Source organism: Photorhabdus cinerea (assembly GCF_011189575.1).
In the GTDB taxonomy this organism is placed as follows: Bacteria; Pseudomonadota; Gammaproteobacteria; order Enterobacterales; family Enterobacteriaceae; genus Photorhabdus; species Photorhabdus cinerea.
In genome coordinates this window covers 1-22247 of sequence record NZ_PUJW01000015.1, presented here as the reverse complement: position 1 = coordinate 22247, position 22247 = coordinate 1, and the positions used below count along the sequence as shown (strand labels likewise).

General features: G+C 42.5%; 23 protein-coding genes, 1 rRNA gene and 1 pseudogene. 20 read left to right on the top strand and 5 right to left on the bottom strand.

Annotation, left to right across the window (positions count from 1 at the left end; all coding sequences use genetic code 11):
• Nucleotides 1-35: 35 nt before the first annotated feature.
• From pilM to C5469_RS14815, 15 genes are all read left to right on the top strand, one after another.
• The gene (gene pilM, locus C5469_RS14885) at nt 36-866 is read left to right on the top strand and encodes a pilus assembly protein PilM (protein ID WP_166308160.1); all 831 of its coding nucleotides are present in this window, start codon (nt 36-38) and stop codon (nt 864-866) included.
• On the top strand, nt 863-1417 hold the full coding sequence (locus C5469_RS14880) for a PilN domain-containing protein (RefSeq protein ID WP_166308158.1): 555 nt from the start codon (nt 863-865) through the stop codon (nt 1415-1417). The genes pilM and C5469_RS14880 overlap by 4 nt, the downstream gene beginning before the upstream one ends.
• Nucleotides 1404-1949, top strand: coding sequence for a hypothetical protein (locus C5469_RS14875; RefSeq protein WP_166308156.1), 546 nt, complete (start codon nt 1404-1406; stop codon nt 1947-1949). Before C5469_RS14880 ends, C5469_RS14875 begins: the two co-directional genes overlap by 14 nt.
• Nucleotides 1942-2976 carry a type IV pilus secretin PilQ gene (gene pilQ / locus C5469_RS14870; RefSeq protein WP_166308154.1) on the top strand — a complete coding sequence of 345 codons (1035 nt, stop codon included), beginning with the start codon at nt 1942-1944 and terminating at the stop codon, nt 2974-2976. Before C5469_RS14875 ends, pilQ begins: the two co-directional genes overlap by 8 nt.
• Nucleotides 2977-3344: 368 nt before the next feature.
• Entirely contained in the window at nt 3345-3866 is a 522-nt protein-coding gene (gene aroK / locus C5469_RS14865) for a shikimate kinase AroK (RefSeq protein WP_012776266.1), read from the top strand.
• 46 nt (nt 3867-3912) lie between these two features.
• Nucleotides 3913-5013: a 3-dehydroquinate synthase gene (gene aroB, locus C5469_RS14860; RefSeq protein WP_166308152.1), complete on the top strand. Its 1101-nt coding sequence runs from the start codon at nt 3913-3915 to the stop codon at nt 5011-5013.
• Between the two features lie 148 nt (nt 5014-5161).
• Entirely contained in the window at nt 5162-6079 is a 918-nt protein-coding gene (locus C5469_RS14855; protein WP_166308150.1) for an SPOR domain-containing protein, read from the top strand.
• A gap of 84 nt (nt 6080-6163) precedes the next feature.
• On the top strand, nt 6164-6976 hold the full coding sequence (dam, locus tag C5469_RS14850; protein ID WP_166308148.1) for an adenine-specific DNA-methyltransferase: 813 nt from the start codon (nt 6164-6166) through the stop codon (nt 6974-6976).
• 61 nt (nt 6977-7037) lie between these two features.
• Nucleotides 7038-7718, top strand: coding sequence for a ribulose-phosphate 3-epimerase (rpe, locus tag C5469_RS14845; protein ID WP_166308146.1), 681 nt, complete (start codon nt 7038-7040; stop codon nt 7716-7718).
• Nucleotides 7708-8412 (top strand): phosphoglycolate phosphatase, encoded by a 705-nt coding sequence (locus tag C5469_RS14840; RefSeq protein WP_166308145.1) that lies wholly within the window; start codon nt 7708-7710, stop codon nt 8410-8412. The genes rpe and C5469_RS14840 overlap by 11 nt, the downstream gene beginning before the upstream one ends.
• A 4-nt stretch (nt 8413-8416) precedes the next feature.
• Nucleotides 8417-9454 carry a tryptophan--tRNA ligase gene (gene trpS / locus C5469_RS14835; RefSeq protein WP_166308144.1) on the top strand — a complete coding sequence of 346 codons (1038 nt, stop codon included), beginning with the start codon at nt 8417-8419 and terminating at the stop codon, nt 9452-9454.
• A 739-nt stretch (nt 9455-10193) separates the two neighbouring features.
• Entirely contained in the window at nt 10194-10487 is a 294-nt protein-coding gene (locus C5469_RS14830) for a BufA1 family periplasmic bufferin-type metallophore (RefSeq protein WP_166308143.1), read from the top strand.
• A gap of 24 nt (nt 10488-10511) precedes the next feature.
• Nucleotides 10512-11438: an MNIO family bufferin maturase gene (gene bufB / locus C5469_RS14825; protein WP_242689481.1), complete on the top strand. Its 927-nt coding sequence runs from the start codon at nt 10512-10514 to the stop codon at nt 11436-11438.
• Nucleotides 11407-12156: an HvfC/BufC N-terminal domain-containing protein gene (locus C5469_RS14820; RefSeq protein WP_166308142.1), complete on the top strand. Its 750-nt coding sequence runs from the start codon at nt 11407-11409 to the stop codon at nt 12154-12156. Before bufB ends, C5469_RS14820 begins: the two co-directional genes overlap by 32 nt.
• A gap of 1 nt (nt 12157) precedes the next feature.
• Nucleotides 12158-12637 (top strand): DoxX family protein, encoded by a 480-nt coding sequence (locus C5469_RS14815; RefSeq protein ID WP_166308141.1) that lies wholly within the window; start codon nt 12158-12160, stop codon nt 12635-12637.
• 10 nt (nt 12638-12647) lie between these two features.
• On the opposite strand, the gene C5469_RS14810 is transcribed toward C5469_RS14815, so the two are convergent.
• Both C5469_RS14810 and C5469_RS14805 read right to left on the bottom strand, forming a co-directional pair.
• Nucleotides 12648-12848, bottom strand: coding sequence for a zf-HC2 domain-containing protein (locus tag C5469_RS14810; protein WP_166308140.1), 201 nt, complete (start codon nt 12846-12848; stop codon nt 12648-12650).
• Nucleotides 12841-13431, bottom strand: coding sequence for an RNA polymerase factor sigma-70 (locus C5469_RS14805; protein ID WP_166308139.1), 591 nt, complete (start codon nt 13429-13431; stop codon nt 12841-12843). Before C5469_RS14805 ends, C5469_RS14810 begins: the two co-directional genes overlap by 8 nt.
• Nucleotides 13432-13678: 247 nt before the next feature.
• Here C5469_RS14805 and C5469_RS14800 point away from each other — a divergent pair.
• A pseudogene (locus C5469_RS14800) lies at nt 13679-13948 on the top strand (recombinase family protein); the annotation flags it as partial.
• Between the two features lie 90 nt (nt 13949-14038).
• On the opposite strand, the gene yiiM reads toward C5469_RS14800, so the two are convergent.
• A complete protein-coding gene (gene yiiM / locus C5469_RS14795) occupies nt 14039-14710 on the bottom strand; it encodes a 6-hydroxyaminopurine reductase (protein WP_166308138.1) in 672 nt (223 codons plus the stop codon).
• Between the two features lie 118 nt (nt 14711-14828).
• Nucleotides 14829-15455: a superoxide dismutase [Mn] gene (gene sodA / locus C5469_RS14790; RefSeq protein ID WP_149617406.1), complete on the bottom strand. Its 627-nt coding sequence runs from the start codon at nt 15453-15455 to the stop codon at nt 14829-14831.
• 499 nt (nt 15456-15954) lie between these two features.
• On the opposite strand from sodA, the gene acs reads away from it, so the two are divergent.
• The 4 genes from acs (at nt 15955) to C5469_RS14770 (ending at nt 21671) form a co-directional block, all read left to right on the top strand.
• Nucleotides 15955-17910 carry an acetate--CoA ligase gene (acs, locus tag C5469_RS14785; protein WP_166308137.1) on the top strand — a complete coding sequence of 652 codons (1956 nt, stop codon included), beginning with the start codon at nt 15955-15957 and terminating at the stop codon, nt 17908-17910.
• Nucleotides 17911-17975: 65 nt separating this feature from the next.
• Complete coding sequence (locus C5469_RS14780) at nt 17976-18287, top strand: DUF485 domain-containing protein (RefSeq protein WP_166308136.1); 312 nt, start codon at nt 17976-17978, stop codon at nt 18285-18287.
• A complete protein-coding gene (gene actP / locus C5469_RS14775; protein ID WP_166308135.1) occupies nt 18284-19933 on the top strand; it encodes a cation/acetate symporter ActP in 1650 nt (549 codons plus the stop codon). The genes C5469_RS14780 and actP overlap by 4 nt, the downstream gene beginning before the upstream one ends.
• A 154-nt stretch (nt 19934-20087) precedes the next feature.
• Nucleotides 20088-21671: a phosphoethanolamine transferase gene (locus C5469_RS14770; protein WP_166308134.1), complete on the top strand. Its 1584-nt coding sequence runs from the start codon at nt 20088-20090 to the stop codon at nt 21669-21671.
• A gap of 453 nt (nt 21672-22124) precedes the next feature.
• On the opposite strand, the gene rrf is transcribed toward C5469_RS14770, so the two are convergent.
• Nucleotides 22125-22240: ribosomal RNA gene (rrf, locus tag C5469_RS14765) — 5S ribosomal RNA — on the bottom strand.
• Nucleotides 22241-22247 lie beyond the last annotated feature (7 nt).

The following is a 22247-nucleotide window of genomic DNA, read 5'->3' as shown; positions in this document are numbered from 1 at the left end:
CTTTTATTAAAATTACTGATACGGAGATCACCAATATGTACTCACCAAAGTGGTATGTCGGACTGGACATACAAAATGGAATCATTCGTGCCGTCGCAGCCATAAAACGCCGTGATGGTTGGCAGCTTCGCCATTGCTGGCAATATCTTTTACCTGATGTGGTTATGCCAGAAGGTCGTTTACAACGACCTGAAATACTACGTGATATTTTAAATCAATGGCGGCAAAAATTACCTAAAAAAATCAGTTTCAGACTCGCCTTACCTGTACAGCAAACGTTGCAGCGGAATCTGATTTTACCTTCAGATATTAGTCTTAAAGAACCGGAACAAGGTTGGTTTATCAATGCCAGTGCCGAAAAACAATTTCCCTTTAACACCCGTGAATTGACATTGGATTATCGTATTATTGAGCAAAATGCCTATATCAGCGCAGCTCGCCAGAAAGATCTAGAACTCTGGCTACAATGTCTTGCACAAGCAGGAATATGCCCAGATGCCATTGACATTGCTCCCTGTGCACTACGCTATATGGCGCAATATTCTGGCGTTCCAATTAATAGTTGGTTGTTACATAGGCAACAATCCGGTTGGTTATGGGTATCTCCTGCCAATGCACCTTTTGCCTATGATTTGGTATCAGCAAATACTGTTGTCTCTCCACAACAGGTTATTAGCCAATTACCGGCTTCATCCATTACTGAAAAAAATATTTATTACAGCAGCTTCCAGCAGGAAGCTTTACCTGAAGGAACCTGCTCCTGGGACATGCTGGCAGCATTCCGTCACTATCATCCCCCGCTTCCAATTCAACTAATGGAGTATGTGATAGCCGGTGGTTTAGCACTCAGACCGGATGATAAATGATGTATCAAGTTAATTTTCTACCCTGGCGACAAACCCGGCTGAAACATCGCTGTCGCTGGTGGGTTGTTCTTCTCTTACTGCAATTGGTGTTGTGGCTAATCGTATTTATTTGGATCTCTTTTAAACAACAGGAAACGATTAATCAGCATCAAAGGCAACTGCAACAACTCAACCAGCAGCAATTACATTTGCAACAACAGATAACTCAGACAGAAGAGGCGTTCAATCTTCACAACAAGCTGGCCTATAAATTAAAGCAACAACAAACACGGCTGAAACAGAATCAGCAGCATTTGAAATTATTTAATCAACTACCGGATTTACTTCCGGAAGGGAGTTGGCTGACAGCTTTCGATGACCATGCAGGTCAATTGAAACTCGTCGCTAATAGTCTGGATTATTCCAGTATGACATCTCTACTGGATAATCTTGAAAACAACGAACAACTTTCTGAAATACAACTAAAAAAAATGACCACAACCGAGCAACAAATCAGGCAGTTTACTATTGACGCTAACTGGCCGGTGGAGATACCCAATGATAAAAAGTGATTATTTATGGTGGTTTGCCAAACCAGCCTGGCTACTCTTTATTTGGCAGCAAACGATCATTACCCCATTTCTAATTCTATTTTATTTTTTCTTCTGGCAAGAGAGAACTGAACAGGAAATAAGCCTGACACAGAAAATAGCAGCCCAGGAAATTAATACAAAATCAACTAATGATCGGCTAAATCAGTTACCTCTATTGGAAGATATACAACAACACATAAACCAAATAGGAAATGAACTGAGTAAGCCATCACAAAATACCGTGAAAATTTCCGCAGTAAAACAATTACAACAACCATTGATGAATTCTGGTGGGCAAGTTCTTGAATGGCAGCGTAAAAAAGAAGGAGAAAAAACGCTCTGGCAAATAGTGATTTATTTAAACTACGAACAAATGTTGGACTTTCTTGGGGCATTACAAGCGGTATATCCACCGCTGTTAATCAAACAATTTTCTGTTTCGCCGTCAGGCGAGTCTCTAAATGTCAAAATGACCTTGTCAGAAACCTCACATGAGGAACTTTATGACTAAGAAATTTATTCTATTTATCATTTTTCTGCCCGTTATTTGTGTTGCAGAGATAAGAAATCCTTTTGCTCCCCCCATAACAGAGGCAGAAGAACAACCTATTGAGCTAATTACTCAGTCAGTCTATGAGACTGAAATTCAGTACCTTGCAACAGCATTACAATATGCAGATGCAGAAAGAATTGCCCTTAATCTCAGACAAAATATACCCGCACTCATGACAAAAGAGGGTAAAGCTGATTTTGATCCTGAAACTAACAGCCTAATTTTACAGGATACTCCTATCGCAATCGCGCAGATAAAAAGTTGGCTGAAAGAAATAGATACTCCACAGCAGCAGGTACAGATTACTGCACATATCGTGACCAGTAGCAGAGAAGCACTACATGAACTGGGAATTTATTGGGGAATGCCGATAGGAGAACAACTTAATACATCAACAGGTATAAATCGCCTCAATATCAACCAAGCAGCCAATGACAATATGCATCGATTTGCGCTCAATATTGCCCGTATTCACACCAGCTTGCTGGAACTAGAACTCAGCGCCCTAGAACAAGAAAATCAACTGGATATCATCGCTAGCCCAAGACTGACAGCCTCACATCAACAGTTAGCCAGCATTAAGCAAGGCTCGGATATTCCCTATGTTAGTCAGGAAAAAGAGAAAAGTACCGTGCAATTTAAAGAAGCTGTACTGGGAATGGAAGTCACCCCCCATATACTCAGAAAAGACAAAATCAGACTCTCTCTAAAAATTAGTCAAAATATGCCAGGAATCTCAATAAGTCAGGGAGGAGGTGAGAATCTGACCATCGATAAACAGGAAATAATGACTCAAGTTACCGTGAAAAATGGCGAAACACTCATCCTCGGTGGGATTTTCCAACAAAAAAAAGGTGAGAAAACTCAGAAAGTACCCTATTTATCAGACATCCCTCTGCTTGGTTCATTATTTAACCAGAAAGGTCATAAACACAGCCGTCGTGAGCTAGTAATATTTATCACGCCTCAACTGATGGATATTTAACCAAAAAATAGAATAAAATCGTTATATCAATGAGTTGAAAATAAAAAAAACGACTATTCAGTATGATCATGCGCAGATTTTTTCAGCTAACCTTGTTTATAGATTTGACGCTGAGTCCGATTTAGCATACAAGGGTTAGCTAATTGAGCGGTCGGGTTAACATCACAATAATAAGCCAATAAAACTAGGGCTTCTGCTACAGGAAGCTCATCATTGATTTATATAGTTGCAAAACTGGCTGGTGAACTGAGATAATTTTATCATCTGATCTCACATTACCGCTCATGAGGTTTCAGTTTAGGTCCCGCTGCTGATTTGATTAGCGGGGCGGGTTATCATTAACGAATAGTCTTAGTAATACCAAAAACATGGCAGAGAAACGTAATATCTTTCTGGTTGGGCCTATGGGTGCCGGCAAAAGCACTATTGGTCGTCAGTTAGCTCAGCAACTCAATATGGAGTTTTACGACTCCGATCAAGAAATTGAGCGACGTACCGGAGCTGACGTGGGCTGGGTATTCGATGTGGAAGGCGAAGAAGGCTTCCGCGAACGCGAAGAAAAAGTGATTAACGAACTCACTGAAAAACAAGGCATTGTACTGGCGACTGGTGGAGGCTCTGTAAAATCCAGAGAAACCCGAAATCGTCTGTCTGCCCGTGGTGTCGTAGTCTACCTGGAAACCACCATTGAAAAACAGCTAGCACGCACCCAGCGCGATAAAAAACGTCCTTTACTTCAAGTTGATGCACCAGCACGTGAAGTTTTAGAAAATTTAGCGGACGAACGTAATCCTCTGTATGAGGAAATTGCTGATGTCACTATCCGTACCGATGAGCAAAGCGCGAAAGTTGTTGCTAACCAAATCATCGAGTTACTGGAAAAAAACTGATTTAGGCAAGTCTGTACAGCGATAAATAATTAAGGCTAAAGCTGCTATGGAAAAGATCACTGTTACTTTAGGGGAGCGTAGCTACCCGATTACCATTGCAAAAGGATTGTTCGATGATCCTTCTGCTTTTGCACCACTAGAAGCAGGCCAGCAAGTTATGCTGGTGACGAATCAAACACTGGCTCCACTGTATTTGGCAAAAGTAAAAGCCACTTTGCAGCAAGCCGGGGTTCGGGTAGATGAAATTATTCTGCCTGATGGTGAACAGTACAAATCTCTTTCCATATTAGACGATGTATTCTCAGCTCTACTGGAAAATAACCACGGTCGAGATACAACACTTATCGCTCTCGGCGGCGGCGTAATCGGTGATTTGACCGGTTTTGCCGCTGCCTGTTATCAACGTGGTGTCCGTTTTATTCAGGTTCCTACCACTCTTCTCGCTCAGGTTGATTCTTCTGTTGGAGGAAAAACCGCAGTAAATCATCCTCTCGGCAAAAATATGATAGGCGCGTTCTATCAGCCCGTTTCTGTGATGGTCGATCTCAATTGCCTGCAAACGCTTCCAGCCCGCGAACTCTCTTCTGGTCTGGCTGAGGTCATTAAGTACGGCATCATTCTCGACAGTGAGTTTTTCAGCTGGCTTGAAGATAATATGGATAAACTGCTTGCTCTCGACAACAAAGCAATGGCTTACTGCATCCGTCGCTGTTGCGAATTAAAAGCAGAAGTTGTCGCCGCAGATGAAAAAGAATTAAGCGGCCTGCGTGCCTTGCTGAATCTTGGTCATACATTTGGTCACGCAATTGAAACAGAAATGGGATATGGCATCTGGCTACATGGAGAAGCTGTTGCTGCGGGAATGGTTATGGCGGCAAAAACAGCCCAGCTCGCAGGGAATTTCTCTGAGCAAGACACTCAACGTATTATCCGATTGCTGAGAAGGGCAAATCTACCTGTACACGGGCCACAGAACATGCCGCCGGAAACCTATCTTCCACATATGATGAGAGATAAAAAAGTTATAGCAGGGAAATTACGTCTGATTCTTCCAACTGCAATTGGCAAAGCTGGTCTATGCTCAGATATTGGACATGATTGTGTTCTTGAAGCTATTCATCAGTGTTTACCATCCGAGAATGTGTAATTATCAATAAATTAAATGTTTTTTTGCATACATCTGGTTGTTGTGTCATAAAGTAGCTACTTTAATGACGAATTTTCATTCTAGTTAGGTCAACCTACCGGACCGATTTTAATTGCAATTGGCAGTATTAGCTCTGTTTGGAGGGCATATGGACGAATTCAAATCAAAAAACGAGCAAAGGGCAGATAGCGAGTTTAGACCAGATACCTCAGATCGCCGCCCTTCACGATCGCGTCAGCAATTAAACAAGCCCAAGTTTGCAGTTTCACGCCAGCAAATGATGATCGGTATTGGGATTTTAGTACTGCTACTACTGATTATAGCTATCAGCTCTGCTCTAAAAGCGCCAACTGAACATGAAAAACAGCAATCACCAAATGTTGCAGAGAGAAATATTGATTTATCGGGTTCATCATCCAAGGATGATAACCATCAATCCGTAACATCAGAGAATACCACCACAGATACAATTAACAGGTCACAGGAAATTAATATTCCCCCTGTCAGTGGTACTCCAACGCAACCTCAACAGCCCCAAGTTAACAATGGCGAAAGCCAACGAATTGAATTATCCGGAAAGATTCCTGATGCTTTGATTCAGCAACAAAGTAATATAAACCATGCAGTGCAGAATCTGAATCAAACCCAGCAACCGCAAACAGTAACACCGCCACCCGAGGTACAACAGAAACCGGAAAATATCCGTCCACTGAAACCAGAGGAATCGGCTAAATCAAAACCATCAACAAGTCACACTAACAGTAAAAATAATGTGGCCAACACTGGCAATAATCTGCTGAAAACCCCGGTAAGCCACTATACTTTGCAATTAAGTAGTGCCAGCCGTTCAGATACCCTGACTGCTTTTGCTAATAAGCATAACCTCATCCACTACAAAGTTTACGAAACTAAACGTAATGGAAAAACCTGGTTTGTCTTGATTCACGGTGATTACAGTTCCGTTTCTGAAGCGAAGCAGGCTGTTTCATCTCTACCGGCTGAAATTCAGGCAAAGAAACCTTGGGTCAGAACGATGCAACAAGTGCAACAAGACCTGAGAAAATAAAACAATATTTATTAGGCGCTGATATGCTGTCCTAAACAGAGTACAATCTGCGGCTCTGGAATGATTGAGTAATTAATTGACAGCATGAAAAAAAAACGCGCTTTCTTAAAATGGGCCGGTGGAAAATACCCGTTGGTAGATGACATCAGACGTCATCTGCCAGCCGGTAGTTGTCTGATAGAGCCATTTGTTGGCGCAGGTTCTGTCTTTCTGAACACAGACTATGATTCTTACATCCTCGCTGATATCAACAGTGACCTGATTAATCTGTACAACACAGTAAAATTCAGGGCTAATGAGTTTATCATTCATGCGCGCCCTCTGTTTACCCAAGAATACAACACAGCCGAACATTTTTATCAGTTACGGGAACAATTTAACCAAAGCACTGACCCGTTTCACCGCAGCGTGTTATTCCTTTATCTCAATCGCCATTGTTACAACGGCCTCTGCCGTTATAATTCTCATGGAAAGTTTAACGTACCTTTTGGCCGTTATAAAAAACCCTACTTTCCTGAAGATGAATTATATTGGTTTGCTGAAAAAGCCCAAAATGCGACTTTTATCTGTGAGCACTATCAATACACGTTGGACAAAGCACATAAAGGCTCGGTTATCTATTGCGACCCACCCTATGCTCCTTTGTCAGCAACAGCAAACTTTACGGCTTATCACACCAATAGCTTTAACATTACAGATCAGGAAAATCTGGCAAATATTGCATTTAAGTTATCATCAGAACGTGCAATTCCTGTTCTGATATCCAACCACGATACGCCAATGACACGAGAATGGTATTACCAGGCTTCACTTCATATTGTCAAAGCACGTCGTACTATCAGCAGGAATATCCTTGCTCGCAGTAAAGTAGACGAACTTTTGGCATTATATCGCTGACTGTTATCCACCCCCTTTTGCCTCGCAATTAAGGGATGATAGAAACGATTTGGAGAAGATAATGAAAGATTTTCTAATTGCCCCATCCATTTTATCTGCGGATTTTGCGCGGTTGGGTGAAGATACCGCTAAGGTACTGGCAGCAGGTGCTGACGTTGTTCACTTTGATGTCATGGACAATCATTATGTTCCTAACCTGACTATCGGGCCTATGGTCTGCCAGGCTCTACGAAATTACGGCATTACTGCACCAATCGATGTTCATCTGATGGTAAAACCGGTTGACCGCATTATCCCTGATTTCGCCAAGGCAGGAGCCACTTACATTACCTTCCACCCAGAAACTAGTGAGCATATTGACCGTAGTCTACAACTTATCAAAGAACATGGCTGTAAAGCAGGTCTGGTATTCAATCCTGCAACTCCATTAAGTTATCTTGATTATGTCTTGGATAAACTAGATATTATTCTGTTGATGTCAGTAAATCCTGGTTTTGGTGGCCAATCTTTCATTCCTGGAACACTGGATAAGCTACGTCAGGTTCGTAAAATCATCGATAAAAGCGGTTATGACATTCGTCTTGAAGTAGACGGTGGTATTAAGGCTAGCAATATTGCAGCGGCAGCAACCGCGGGAGCAGATATGTTCGTCGCAGGCTCTGCTATTTTCAATCAACCAGATTACAAAACAGTAATTGATAATATGCGTAGTGAATTGTCAAAGGTATCTCATGGCAAATAAGGTATTAAAAGGTATCCGTGCTATCGCCTTTGATCTAGATGGTACATTAGTAGACAGCGCTGGCGGTCTAGCCGATGCACTAGATCAGGCACTGTTAGCCAAAGGTTTTCCCGCTGTGGGAAAAGAACGAGTTGCTGTTTGGATCGGTAACGGCGCTGACATTATGGTCGAACGTGCACTGACATGGGCTAAAGTCGACTTGACTGCACAATTGCATAAAGAAACCCGTGAACTGTTTGACCATTTCTATGAAACAACCGTAACAACAGGTAGTCAGTTGTTCCCGAAAGTCAAAACCACATTAAAAGAATTGGCAAAACACAACCTGCCAATGGGTATCATCACCAATAAACCCACCGCTTTTATTGCCCCCCTGCTGGCTTCTTTGGGCATCAGTGAATATTTTTCATTGGTATTAGGTGGTGATGATGTTAAAGAGAAAAAGCCACACCCAGCACCTATTTATCTAACAATGGGCACATTCGGACTACGTAAGGAAGAATTGCTCTTTGTCGGTGATTCTCGTAATGATATTTTAGCGGCGCAAGCGGCAGGTTGCCCTTGTGTTGGTTTAACCTATGGATATAACTACGGTGAATCTATTGAATTAAGCAATCCAGACTACCTATTAACGAATTTCTCGGATCTGCTATCCACAATTGGACTCCCATCTTTGAAACTTCAGGAAGCATAATAAAATGAGTGAACCCACTGTATCTGAAAAACCAAACTCCCAAAAACCTATTGTATTCAGCGGCGCACAGCCTTCCGGTGAATTAACCATCGGTAACTATATGGGGGCGTTACGTCAGTGGGTTAAAATGCAGGGTGATTATGACTGCATCTATTGCATCGTCGACCAACATGCAATTACTGTCCGTCAAGACCCAACAGAACTGAAAAAACGCACTCTGGATACACTGGCACTCTACCTGGCTTGTGGTATTGACCCAGAAAAAAGTACTATTTTTGTCCAATCTCATGTCCCACAACACGCTCAGTTAAGCTGGGTTCTAAACTGTTATACCTATTTCGGCGAACTCAGCCGTATGACTCAGTTCAAAGACAAATCATCCCGCCATTCCGAAAACATCAACGCAGGCTTGTTTGACTACCCAGTTCTGATGGCTGCGGATATCTTGGTATACCAAACAAACCAAGTTCCAGTAGGTATCGATCAAAAACAACATCTCGAACTGAGTCGTGATATCGCTCAGCGATTTAACGCTATCTATGGCGATATCTTCGTTATACCAGAGCCATTTATCCCAACAGGTGGCTCCCGTGTTATGGCTCTGCAAGACCCAGAAAAGAAAATGTCCAAGTCAGATGATAACCGCAACAACGTTATCGCTTTGTTGGAAGATCCAAAATCAGCCGCTAAAAAAATAAAACGCGCAGTTACAGATTCAGAAGAACCCCCTCGTGTTCGCTACGATCTGGAACAAAAGCCGGGGGTTTCCAACTTATTAGATATCCTCGCGGGTGTTACTGGCAAAACCATTCCTGAACTGGAAGCGGAGTTTGCAGGCCAAATGTATGGCCATTTAAAAGGTGCTGTGGCTGATGCTGTTTCTGGAATGCTGACTGAATTGCAGGAGCATTTCCATTATTTCCGTAATGATGAGGCTCTACTGAATAAAATCATGGCAGAAGGTGCCATGAAGGCAAAAGCCCGTGCTCAGATTACGCTAGATAAAGTGTACGAAGCTGTTGGCTTTATCGCCCATCCTTAATTAGAAATTAAAATGTGCACGTGGTAAACGTGCACATTTCAAGCCACAGAAAAGCTATACGATTGGACAGACTAAAATAGTGTAAAACAAGCTTAAACTGACCTATTTAAAGTATTCTGATTTTTCATATTCGATTATTTAACTGGTTTATTAAAAAATTTATTCTATGATTGAAAATATTATTAAAGCGGTTCATTTTGGAAAATATATTATCTAATCAACCTATTCATATTCTTATTTACTTTTTTTTCTGGGGATATAACCATTAACAAAACCAATCTTTGCTTCTCATTTTCCATTGATAGTTTTATGACGGGCCGATTTTAAGCCATTATTAAAGGCCGCTGTTTTACCTTCTAGTTTTAATCGGTATAAGGTTTTAACCGTTGTTTTTACCACTTTTAACGCCTGCTTTTTATTAGGTTTAATCGGACTTTCTTTGACATCCTGATACAGATGTACTACGACGCCCCCTCCCCACTTTCACACCTACTACAATGAACATGAAGGGATGCGCTTAGAAAACGGAAAATATCCTAGAACAATCTTGTTTTTTGTACAGACCGATATCTGACTCACAAAAATAAGTCATTAAAAATCAGTTAACTATAAAAAAATCATTTTTTTTCTCATATTCGCTGTAAGAAATTGATGTGTGGTGCGACTAATTGAGTGAAGCAAATGCTTGTTTCAGCAAAGCAGTAATTCACCTTCTGCATAAATATAAAAGGAACGTTCTATGACTAAGCAAACGACAAAAGCATTACTGGCCCTGGCTTTAGGTAGCGTATTCATTACGGGAAGCACTTCAGCAATGGCGGATTCAGGCAGCAAAATGGAGAAATGCTATGGCGTTTCTCTGAAAGGGAAAAACGACTGTAAAGCAGGTGCAGGCACCACCTGTGCTGGTACCTCAAAAACGGATTATCAGGGTAATGCTTGGAAAATGGTACCGGCGGGTTCCTGCGTAAAAATGAAGTCTCCGACCTCCCCGACCGGTTTTGGTCAACTGGACGCTTTTAAAAAAGTGTAATTCCGGCATTAGGCAGGAGCTCATATGATGACAATTTCTTTACCCTCACACAGCGTCTCTCGTGATGCTCCTGACCGCCTTATGCTAAATAGGCTTCCGGCCAGAGCAGGGATAGGGTTAAAGCCGGAGCATTTTCGCGCTATTCTGCGCGATAAACCCAACATTGGTTTTTTTGAAATTCACGCGGAAAATTATCTGGTTGCGGGAGGTCCGTTTCATCAGGCACTGACTGCCATTCGCCAAGATTATCCGCTCTCTATTCATGGAGTGGGCCTGTCCATCGGAGGAGAAAATCCTCTGAATCAGACCCATTTACAATGTGTTGCTGCGCTGGTTGAACGCTACCAGCCAGCCGTTTTTTCTGAACACCTTGCCTGGTCGACGCACAACGATCTATTTCTCAATGATCTGCTGCCACTGCCTTATACCGACGTCACGCTGACGCGGGTCTGCGAACACATCGATCAGGTACAGAATATGCTGCGTCGCCCCATTCTGCTGGAAAACCCGTCCACCTATGTCGAGTTCAGTGCCTCAACCATGAGCGAGACTAACTTTATCTCCGAGGTGATACGCCGCACCGGATGCGGGCTACTACTGGACGTGAACAATCTCTATATCAGTGGCGTCAACCATAATCGCTGCCCGTGGCAAATGCTATTCGAGCTGCCACTTCACTGTGTCGGTGAAATTCATCTAGCGGGTTATACGGAAAGCCGCGATGGGGCAAACGACCTACTGCTGATTGATTCACACGACTGTCATGTTACCGGGCCTGTCTGGGATCTCTATAACAAGACCCTGCGTGAAACGGGGCCGATCGCTACCCTGCTCGAATGGGACAGCAATATTCCACCATTAGACGTGTTGCTGAACGAAGCGAGCCATGCCCAACGCTACATTACGGAGAGCACGAAACATGCAACAACAACTGTATCAAGCACTTCTTGACCCCGACCTCATGGTACCAGAGGGGTTGACAGCCTGGAACGGTAGCGATCCAGCGGTACGTTTTGCGGTTTATCGTAATAATGTCATAGCGTCGCTGATCGACGCACTGGCCGAAAACTGCCCCGTCCTTCTCGCCCAGCTCGGAGAGTGCTTTTTCCGTGCGATGGCGGCGGAGTTTATACGTCAACAACCGCCCTCTTCTCCTGTTTTGGCGGGCTATGGCGCGCAATTGCCGGACTGGATTGCGACGTTTCAGCCGTTAGCAGACTGGCCCTGGCTGAGCGATCTCACCCGGCTGGAAATGTTGTTTATTGAATCTCTGCACGCGGCGGACCCTACCGAACAGACGGCAGAAGCGGCCCCCGTTGACGATCCCGCACAGTTACAGATGGTGCTCCATCCTTCGGTACGGCTCTTCAGTTCAGATTATGCCGTCTTCAGCCTGTGGGTCTCACACCAACAAAGTGAAAACGAGATGGCGCTCGACCCATTCCAGCCGGAACATATGCTACTGTGCCGCGTTGACGACGACGTGCGAATAATGTTGCTCAGCCGTGCGGAAATGCAATTTGTTGCCATGCTCCTGTCCGGTCGGTGTCTTACCGAAGCCCTAGATATCGCCGCCAGAGAAGATGCAACTTTTGAGCCTCAGCCGGTTTTACAACACATGCAGCACTACGGGCTGATCCTTTCTCTATATAGCAACACGGAGCGCTAAGATGGCATTACTCAAAATATTAGTGTCAAAAGGGCAACACATTGCGCAGGAAAGTGTTATCCCCCTTTTGGCGCGCATTAGCCTTGCCGCAACATTCTGGCTGTCGGGCCAAAGCAAAGTGGTAGGATTAAACATAGATATTCTGGAGACACGCACACCCTGGCAACTGGGGATTCCGCGCGTTACCGATAGCTCTGTGTCGCTCTTTACCAGCGAGTACAAGCTTCCTCTGCTGCCCCCCGATGTTGCTGCCAACATGGCTGCGACCGCAGAACACTTGTTTCCGCTGCTGCTGATTGTCGGATTAGCGACACGCTTCTCCGCGCTAGCATTAATGATGATGACGCTGGTAATTCAGATATTTGTTTATCCGGATGCCTGGCCTGTCCACGCTACCTGGCTGACAGCTCAGTTGTATCTGGTGACTTATGGCGGTGGGAGGTTTTCGCTTGATCGCCTGATTTACCGCCATCGTACCTGACTCCTCCTCCCTACGTTACTTTATTTTGATTCTCATTTTCGCCACGAGCGAATGCGGAAGTGATAGTGCGTAGGTCGGCAAGCTGTTGTCTGAAGTTTCGGCACCCGTCGCACATTCTCAAATGCAGCATCAACTGAACATGTTCAGAAAGCACGATTTTTTCATCCAGCTCCTGAGACATCAAGCGTGTAGCTTGATAACAACTAAGCATATTTACCCTCCTGGGAAAACCAGCGTTGTAACAAACATTCGCGTAAACGCATACGCGCACGCCAGAGCATCACATTCAGGTTGCTGACAGAGAGCGCCATCTCCTGACAGATCTCTTGAGTCTCAAGACCAATAAATTCGCGCATCATAAATGCCCGCGCGTTTTGCATTGGCAACTGTGTCAGACAAAGCTCGAAAACCGCCCAGAATTGCTCCTGCTCAGCCGCCTCATCCGGTAAATGCCAGCACTGAGGGTGCTCGTTTCGCGGCCAATGACCAGATTCATCAAACAACGCTTCGAAATTTTGCTTATCAACATCATCAGCCAGTTGCACGCTGCTGTGCCGATAACGCATACGCAAGGCGTCCGCGATTTTGTTACGTAAGATCGTAAACACCCAGCTCTTCCAGGCGGCTCGTCCGGCAAAAGAAGCGGCATTCTTCATCGCCCCTTCTAGCGCCTCTTGGACAACATCTTCTGCCTGATGAAAATCATTCAACTGCAAGCTGGCAAACTGCAACATTTGTTTATGCAGCATGGAAAAAAACTGCGGATCTCGCAGCAAATTACTGATATCGGACATCTTGGTTTCTATCTCAACAGGATTGTTCTGTATAACCAGGTATTATTGGCGGAATCGTTTAAATTCACGCACATGACTTAGGGGCTGTTTGGGGGAACGAAGGTAATTCTAAATTAAATCTGTTTTTTGTACAGCTGGGGAAGTGTCTTTTTCCCAGAGCAGCTTATTTTTCGTTCACCCCCATTGAGTCACGGAGGAAAGTATCAATGGTTCAGTAACTGCTAGCTAGCGACCTAGGTTTAACCGTCTGTTGGATCACTCGGAGGCTGGAGACATTCTTGTCGTTACCCAACTAATAGATTAGGACGAAATACAATGGATATCAGAAAAACAGTGGAAGAACTAACTACTAGGGAAATCAGGGTTCATTGTTTCGCACTCGGAGGAGTGGATCTGACCAGTTCTGCAGAGAGAATGACCATGCAGATAATAGCTGCGATGATAGAGTTTGAACAAAATTTACTGATAGAGCGCACTCATTCTGGTATTGCAAGCAGGAAAACGCATAGGACGCCCTTAGGTACTTAATGAGGAACAACAACGGGTGGTGATTGAACATCTGAAAGCAGGAAAATGGTGTGCACGTTTTCACCACGTGCACATTTTATTATTTCCCAAACAACCTGCGATTAAAATCTTCAATCTTTCCAAACCTTACCCTCTTTTGCATAGTAAAGCTCCAACTGGCAGAAAGCGCGGCTGCGCTCATTAAACGCCGATACTGCTCTTCATCAAATGGCATATTAAAAGCAATAGCTATCGCTTCTTTAACTAAAACATCGCTATTACGGGAAACAAGAACAAGAGGCTCATCCGGGCTGATATTTCCCGAAGCAATGACTCTATAAAGCCAGCCACAACGGCCGCTCTCCTGCATAATGACAGAAAAATTGCTGATACCGGAATGAGAATTGAGCTTATAACAAGGTGAACGAGGCTGAGTTACCTGAATCATTGCCTCTCCCCAACTGAAAATATCACCTATACAAACATTTTCTTCAGTCAGCCCGATTGTAGAAATATTTTCACCAAATGCCGGTGCAATAAAAAAATCTTCCAGCTCTGGAAATTGACGTTTCCAGAAATCATAGTGTTCTCGAGGATAATGGCAAAGCGCCCGATCAGTGCCTCCGTGGAAACGAGTTTCAGCCTGTTCATCACCTTCTAATCCAAGACAAGTCAGATGCAGGCGGCCATCAACCATCCGTTTGTTAATTGCACTGGCAGACAGTTTTTCTGATATTTCAATTTTGCCTGTATATACCTGCGGATAATGCATAATTCACTTTCCTTAAATTGAAATCAGCCCGGCATCATCATAAACTAATACCTAACCAATAAAAATGCCGGCAGTAATATCAGCCGGCATAGCAGAAAAGAGAAAATGGGTTAGAAAATTATTTCACTTTTGCCTGATAGCGGTCTGCTGCTTCATCCCAGTTAACAACATACCAGAACGCTTTGATGTAGTCAGGACGACGGTTTTGATACTGCAAGTAATAAGCATGTTCCCAAACATCCAGACCAATAATCGGATAGCCAGATGCACCAGAAATAGCTTCACCCATTAATGGACTGTCCTGATTAGCAGTAGAGACAACCGCCAGTTTACCATCATCTTTCAGCACCAGCCACGCCCAACCAGAACCAAAACGGGTAGCTGCCGCCTGCTCAAATTTTTCTTTAAAAACATCAACACTACCGAAATCACGTTCAATAGCTTCTTTCAATGGGCCTTTCAGCGTTGTTTCTAATTTCAGTCCCTTCCAAAACAGACTGTGGTTAGAATGACCACCAGCATTGTTACGTACAAAAGTACGTTTATCCGCTGGTATCTTATCTAATTGCTGGATCAAATCATCAATATCAAGCTTTGCTAGCTCAGGGAAAGCCTCCAGAGCACTATTGGTATTATTAACGTAAGTCTGATGATGCTTGGTATGATGAATTTCCATCGTCTGCTTATCAAAATGAGGTTCCAAAGCGTCATAAGAATAAGGAAGAGAAGGTAATGAATAGCTCATATCATGTACTCCAGTCATATAAGAATGATTCCAAGTCCACATCTCTGTGAACAACATGATCATTATAGTTAATTAAATATTATTGGAAATGATTATCAATACCATAGTCTCACTATGGTTTTATCATGCAACTGTATTCCAGTGACTTATCAGCCAATTTATCTATACCCTTCATCTTTCAAGCTGCTGCTTTGTTGGCTGCTTTCACTTACCCCAGTCACATCGTTATCTATGCTCCTGGGGAGGCGTTCACTTGCCACCGCGCTGCAATTTGAAATCTATTGGGTATATATTTAACATTATTATTGGATTAGGATTTTAAATTACTATTTTTGGTTAGCGATTAAACCTAAATAAACCAGCCACACTAAATGACAACATTGTGAAAAATATTCTTTTTATTGCGTGATCTTCCGCGCAAAAAAAAAACAAAAATTCTCCTTACACTTTAGTTAACTTTGTTTTGACATAATATTAACATTCGCAAGGAGAATATAATATGACCCAAATAATGAAATACCCCATTCCTGCTACCATTGCAGAACATGCCCTGATGAATAAACAACAATATCAGCAAAACTACCAATTATCACTGCAAGATCCGGAAAGGTTCTGGGGTGAAAAAGGTAAAATCGTTGACTGGATTAAACCCTACACCAAAGTAAAGAATACCTCTTTTGATCCCGGACATATCAATATCCGCTGGTTTGAAGATGGAACACTAAATCTAAGCGCAAACTGTCTCGATCGTCATTTAAAAGAGCATGGCGATCAAACTGCTATTATTTGGGAAGGCGATGATCCAGCAGAGTCCAAAACTGTAACTTATCGTGAACTACATCATGATGTATGCCAGTTTGCTAATGCATTGAAAAATATAGGCATTAAAAAAGGCGATGTTGTTGCTATTTATATGCCGATGGTGCCAGAAGCTGCAGTTGCTATGTTAGCATGTGCCCGTATTGGTGCTATCCACTCTGTTATTTTCGCAGGTTTTTCTCCTGATGCAGTATCTGGACGTATTATTGATTCAAATACCAAACTGGTCATTACCGCCGATGAGGGTTTGAGAGCAGGACGTACCATTCCCCTAAAAAAGAATGTTGATGATGCATTAAGTAACACAGCTGTTGTCAATGTATCCAATGTGATTGTTTTCAAACGCACGGGAAATATTGGTAACTGGCACCCTGACCGTGACCTTTGGTGGCATGAATTGACAACAAACGTTAGTGCTGACTGTCCAGTCGAAGAGATGAATGCAGAAGATCCTCTGTTTATTCTCTATACCTCCGGCTCTACAGGTAAACCTAAAGGCGTGTTGCACACGACCGGGGGCTACCTTGTATATGCATCCCTGACATTTAAATATGTATTTGACTATCATCCGGGTGAAATCTATTGGTGCACAGCAGATGTCGGTTGGGTTACCGGGCATAGTTATCTTCTCTATGGGCCACTTTCCTGTGGTGCTATTACTCTGATGTTTGAAGGTGTACCAAACTATCCTTCAGCTAACCGTTTAAGTCAGGTTATTGACAAACATCAAGTTAATATCCTGTATACAGCACCAACAGCGATTCGTGCCCTGATGGCAGAGGGAGATAAAGCCATTGAAGGAACGAAACGTACTTCCCTACGTATTATGGGATCAGTTGGTGAACCTATTAACCCGGAAGCATGGGAATGGTATCACCAGAAAATTGGTAATAAAAAATGCCCGATTGTTGATACTTGGTGGCAGACAGAAACCGGTGGCTTCATGATAACGCCACTACCAGGAGCAACCGAACTAAAAGCAGGTTCCGCAACTTTACCTTTTTTCGGTGTTCAACCAGCACTGGTTGACAATCTTGGTGAGCCATTAGAAGGTGCTTGTGAAGGAAATCTGGTTATTACTGATTCCTGGCCAGGACAAGCACGTTCACTGTTCAGCGATCATGATCGTTTCGAACAAACCTATTTTTCCACCTTTAAGGGCATGTATTTTAGTGGTGATGGCGCACGCCGTGATGAAGATGGCTATTATTGGATAACTGGCCGTGTTGATGATGTGTTGAATATCTCTGGTCATCGTCTAGGTACTGCTGAAATTGAATCTGCTTTAGTTTCCCATCCCAAAATTGCAGAAGCCGCTGTCGTAGGTGTCCCACATAACATTAAAGGCCAAGCAATTTATGCCTACGTCACGCTAATTCACGGCGAGGAACCTTCTCCAGAATTATATACCGAAGTCCGTAATTGGGTGCGTAAAGAAATCGGCCCAATCGCTACACCAGATATCCTGCACTGGACAGATTCCTTACCAAAAACTCGCTCAGGAAAAATTATGCGCCGCATCCTGCGCAAAATTGCCTCCGGCGATATTAGTAACTTGGGAGATACTTCAACACTGGCAGATCCAGGAGTAGTAGAAAAACTATTGGAAGAAAAACAAACAATGAGTATTTCGTGACAGACAATGCCGCCGCAAGGCGGCAGTAATCAATTAATATAATAAATATAAGAGGATATACTCTAATGAATGACGCCATTTACCAAGGGATTGAGAATAACCCCCGTTTCAAAGAATTAGTTAAAAAACGAGGTCGTTTTGCATGGTTGCTATCAATAATTACATTAGTTTTGTATGTCAGTTTTATTTTCATCATTGCATTTGCACCTGAATGGCTAGGTACTCCCCTTTACGCTGGCTCCCATATTACCCGTGGGATACCAGTTGGCATTGGCTTAATTGTTATTTCATTCATCTTAACCGGCCTATATGTAATCAGAGCTAATAGTGAGTTTGATTCTCTTACCTCACAAATTCTCAGCGAGGTAAAAAAATGAAAAATTTTTGGCTGATAGTCATACTACTATTTTCTAATCTCACTTGGGCCGACGCAATCTCTGGAAACGTAGAAAGGCAACCAGTCAACATTCAGGCCATTATTATGTTCATCCTGTTCGTTGGCTTCACACTCTATATCACATACTGGGCTTCAAAAAGAACGCGCTCCCGCACCGATTATTACACCGCAGGCGGACGTATTACTGGATTCCAAAACGGAATGGCAATTGCAGGTGATTTTATGTCCGCAGCATCATTCCTTGGAATTTCCGCCTTGGTCTATACATCTGGTTACGATGGACTGATTTACTCTATAGGCTTCCTGATTGGCTGGCCCATTATTCTGTTTCTGATTGCCGAACGATTAAGAAACCTTGGGCGTTATACTTTTGCAGATGTTGCTTCTTACCGGTTACAGCAACGTCCAATCCGTACATTATCTGCAATTGGCTCACTGGTTGTTGTTGCTCTTTATCTTATCGCTCAAATGGTTGGAGCAGGTAAGCTTATCGAATTACTTTTTGGTCTGGATTACCACATTGCAGTCGTATTGGTTGGCATCCTAATGGTGTTTTATGTTCTGTTTGGTGGAATGTTGGCTACTACTTGGGTGCAAATTATCAAGGCCATTCTCTTGCTGGCTGGTGCCACCTTTATGGCTCTTATGGTCATGAAAGCAGTCAACTTCAATTTCAACACACTGTTCAAAGAAGCTGTTGCCGTTCATTCAAAGGGAGAAGCTATCATGAGTCCGGGAGGATTAGTTTCTGATCCGATCTCTGCACTCTCTCTGGGCCTTGCGTTGATGTTTGGTACTGCTGGCTTACCACATATTATTATGCGCTTCTTTACCGTAAATGATGCCAAAGAAGCACGGAAAAGTGTTTCCTATGCTACTGGTTTCATAGGCTATTTTTACATTCTGACTTTTATCATCGGCTTCGGCGCTATTTTACTCGTTAGCCCAAACTCTTCATTCAAAGATGCCACAGGTGCTCTTATCGGTGGTACTAACATGGCGGCAGTTCACCTTGCTAGTGCAGTTGGAGGTAACTTATTCCTTGGCTTTATCTCCGCAGTAGCTTTTGCCACTATTCTGGCCGTTGTAGCTGGTTTGACACTAGCTGGTGCATCAGCTGTATCACATGACTTGTATGCAAATGTCATTAAACACGGTAAAGCCAATGAACGAGATGAATTGAAAGTATCAAAAATTACTGTTGTGATACTTGGGCTTGTCGCAATCGGATTAGGTATTTTATTTGAGAATCAGAACATAGCTTTCATGGTTGGATTGGCATTCTCTATTGCTGCAAGCTGTAATTTTCCAATCATTCTGTTGTCTATGTACTGGCGTAAACTTACAACCCGTGGCGCATTAACCGGAGGGTGGCTTGGGTTAATCACAGCTGTGGTTCTGATGATTCTCGGTCCAACAATTTGGGTTAGCATTCTCGGCCATGAAAAACCAATTTATCCTTACGAGTATCCAGCACTATTCTCAATGATTGTCGCTTTCATTGGTTCATGGCTATTTTCCATTACCGATAATTCACTACAAGGTATACAGGAAAGAGAACAATTTAGAAATCAGTTTATTCGATCACAAACAGGGATTGGCATCGCTCAAGAAAAAGCACACTAATACGATTTTATACCTAACCTCTCCTTCAGGAGAGGTATTTTTATTAGGAAGCATTCTGAAATCGGAGCTATTTCACAAGTTAGGCTCTTGTTTTATTCTTAGGTTAATGATTAACTTTTTTATTTCAATTCGTTACTTAACATTATTAACCTATATGCGAAATAAATGGCCTATTCTTATTATCTTCGTTCTCGCTTTACTGCCAATAATTTTTATTGGCAATATAGCTAATGAGTATAAGTTAAAGATAGTATTATTCGGTTTCTTGCTAGCAGGTACTAACGCTTTTTTCTATCGTTTAAAATATTTTAAACCTTTAGTTTTACTTACATCTTTATTATGGTCCATCAATACATCCACATCATTTTTTTTCTCCAACGAACACCAGATAAGTTTTTCCTCAACTATTGCAAATACGTTTATCAATACGAATAGCAATGAAGCTGTAGGTATGTTGTCCTACAATAAATACTATGTATTCTTCTTTATTTTCATGCTGTTAATATATTTCTTGTCTGTTCGATGGCTCTCAAAAAATATAGATAACCGATTACTTAGATCCAGTGTATGGGCTTTGTTCTTTGCCTGCCTGTTAGTACCTATTGATTATTATATTTCAGGGAAAAAACATTCCGGGAAAATTATTTTGTCAGAACACTTTTTAATGGGAACACCATTCTATAACTCATCAGCAATGGTAAGGGCAATATACGAAAATCAACAAATCAGGAAAATCGCATCTGTTAGAGTGAATTTCAATTATATACAAGAAAATAAGGATATTGATCTTTATATATTACTGATAGGAGAATCTGCAAGAAGAGACCATATGTCCCTGTACGGTTATGATAAAACTACAACACCAACGTTGGACATGATGCGAGAAAATATGCTGATATTTAATCAAGCTATTTCTCCAGCACCAGTGACTATATTATCCGTACCTATTTCACTTTCTAATATCACCTTATATCAGCTCAGAAATAAAACTCACTATGCCGACAATATTATATCATTAGCTAAAGATGTAGGATTTAAAACAATCTGGATAAGTAACCAAGGGAAAGCCGGGAAAAGTAACAGTCTGATCACAGCTATTGCTAATATGTCTGATAATCAAAAGTGGAATAAATATATTGGATATGATGAAGAGTTACTACCCTATTTAGATGATACACTAGAACAGAAAGGTAAAAAACTTATCATCATGCATATCTACGGCAGTCATGAACCATCCTGCAATCGATTTCCAGACAATAAATTAATTTCCTTCTCATCAAATGAAGATGATAACTGCTATGATAGTTCAATAGCTTATACAGATCAGTTAATAAGAAAAATAGTTAATAAAATCAAAGGAAATAAAGCATCTATTCTCTATTTTTCAGATCATGGATTACAACGTTTAGATAAAGATGGTAATATTCGTTATCATCATGGTGTCAGTAATCCACGAAAAGATGCTTATAATATCCCTCTATTTATCTGGTATAACAATAATGTTAACCCACAATATCGCCACACCGGCGTGATAAATACCCATTTCTCAACTTCAGATAATTATTATCTTATTAGTGATTGGCTAGGTATTCATCATAAATCTCCAGAACACTGCCGCTCTCCATTAAGCAACTGTTTTAAACCACCAAAAGAATTAATGGTAATAGATGGCAATAAAAACCTGATGCAATATAGCAATCTCCCTGACGAAAAAGATATCAAAGCTTCAAACAAGTGATTTCTAGATGCTCAGATCTATTGCCTCTAGCATCAACTTAAGAGAATAATTCGTAGACATAAGATAAGGATAACTAATCCGTAATTTTTAAAACTCTTAATGCAATAGTAAACCATATAACGGGCAACTGTAGCATGCCATGCCCCCTTGTCTATCCGCCTGCAGAAACCGGGTTTCAGTTATTTTTCGGGCCGGCTATGACTATAACGGGTTTTGATGATCCACAGGCAGACAATAAAGAGGGTCAATCCGAAACCGCTAAGCGCGCGTTTCCGCATCCCCCTCCGCCCGTGCCCTGCCAATCCCGGGCGTCAGAAACGGTTCTCACCGTCCTATCCCCGGTTACCTGCCCCGGGCAGAATGAACCGCCCGGCGCGCCGGCATGTCATCGCTTCTCCGGCACACAAACGCAAAAACCCCCAGCTTCCGCTGAGGGTTTTCCCGGTATGTAAAGCCTGGCAGTGCCCTACTCTCGCATGGGGAGTCCCCACACTACCATCGGCGCTACGGCGTTTCACTGCTGAGTTCGGCATGGGGTCAGGTGGGACCACCGCGCTATCGCCGCCAGGCATATTC

Coding starts and splice junctions, on each gene's coding strand:
- pilM (WP_166308160.1), top strand. CDS start 36: ATGTACTCACCAAAGTGGTATGTCGGACTGGACATACAAAATGGAATC.
- sodA (WP_149617406.1), bottom strand. CDS start 15,455: ATGAGCTATTCATTACCTTCTCTTCCTTATTCTTATGACGCTTTGGAA.
- C5469_RS14830 (WP_166308143.1), top strand. CDS start 10,194: ATGACTAAGCAAACGACAAAAGCATTACTGGCCCTGGCTTTAGGTAGC.
- rpe (WP_166308146.1), top strand. CDS start 7,038: ATGAAAGATTTTCTAATTGCCCCATCCATTTTATCTGCGGATTTTGCG.
- C5469_RS14815 (WP_166308141.1), top strand. CDS start 12,158: ATGGCATTACTCAAAATATTAGTGTCAAAAGGGCAACACATTGCGCAG.
- actP (WP_166308135.1), top strand. CDS start 18,284: ATGAAAAATTTTTGGCTGATAGTCATACTACTATTTTCTAATCTCACT.
- C5469_RS14880 (WP_166308158.1), top strand. CDS start 863: ATGATGTATCAAGTTAATTTTCTACCCTGGCGACAAACCCGGCTGAAA.
- C5469_RS14855 (WP_166308150.1), top strand. CDS start 5,162: ATGGACGAATTCAAATCAAAAAACGAGCAAAGGGCAGATAGCGAGTTT.
- C5469_RS14875 (WP_166308156.1), top strand. CDS start 1,404: ATGATAAAAAGTGATTATTTATGGTGGTTTGCCAAACCAGCCTGGCTA.
- aroK (WP_012776266.1), top strand. CDS start 3,345: ATGGCAGAGAAACGTAATATCTTTCTGGTTGGGCCTATGGGTGCCGGC.
- C5469_RS14810 (WP_166308140.1), bottom strand. CDS start 12,848: ATGCTTAGTTGTTATCAAGCTACACGCTTGATGTCTCAGGAGCTGGAT.
- C5469_RS14770 (WP_166308134.1), top strand. CDS start 20,088: ATGCGAAATAAATGGCCTATTCTTATTATCTTCGTTCTCGCTTTACTG.
- C5469_RS14780 (WP_166308136.1), top strand. CDS start 17,976: ATGAATGACGCCATTTACCAAGGGATTGAGAATAACCCCCGTTTCAAA.
- trpS (WP_166308144.1), top strand. CDS start 8,417: ATGAGTGAACCCACTGTATCTGAAAAACCAAACTCCCAAAAACCTATT.
- yiiM (WP_166308138.1), bottom strand. CDS start 14,710: ATGCATTATCCGCAGGTATATACAGGCAAAATTGAAATATCAGAAAAA.
- C5469_RS14805 (WP_166308139.1), bottom strand. CDS start 13,431: ATGTCCGATATCAGTAATTTGCTGCGAGATCCGCAGTTTTTTTCCATG.
- pilQ (WP_166308154.1), top strand. CDS start 1,942: ATGACTAAGAAATTTATTCTATTTATCATTTTTCTGCCCGTTATTTGT.
- dam (WP_166308148.1), top strand. CDS start 6,164: ATGAAAAAAAAACGCGCTTTCTTAAAATGGGCCGGTGGAAAATACCCG.
- acs (WP_166308137.1), top strand. CDS start 15,955: ATGACCCAAATAATGAAATACCCCATTCCTGCTACCATTGCAGAACAT.
- C5469_RS14820 (WP_166308142.1), top strand. CDS start 11,407: ATGCAACAACAACTGTATCAAGCACTTCTTGACCCCGACCTCATGGTA.
- aroB (WP_166308152.1), top strand. CDS start 3,913: ATGGAAAAGATCACTGTTACTTTAGGGGAGCGTAGCTACCCGATTACC.
- C5469_RS14840 (WP_166308145.1), top strand. CDS start 7,708: ATGGCAAATAAGGTATTAAAAGGTATCCGTGCTATCGCCTTTGATCTA.
- bufB (WP_242689481.1), top strand. CDS start 10,512: ATGATGACAATTTCTTTACCCTCACACAGCGTCTCTCGTGATGCTCCT.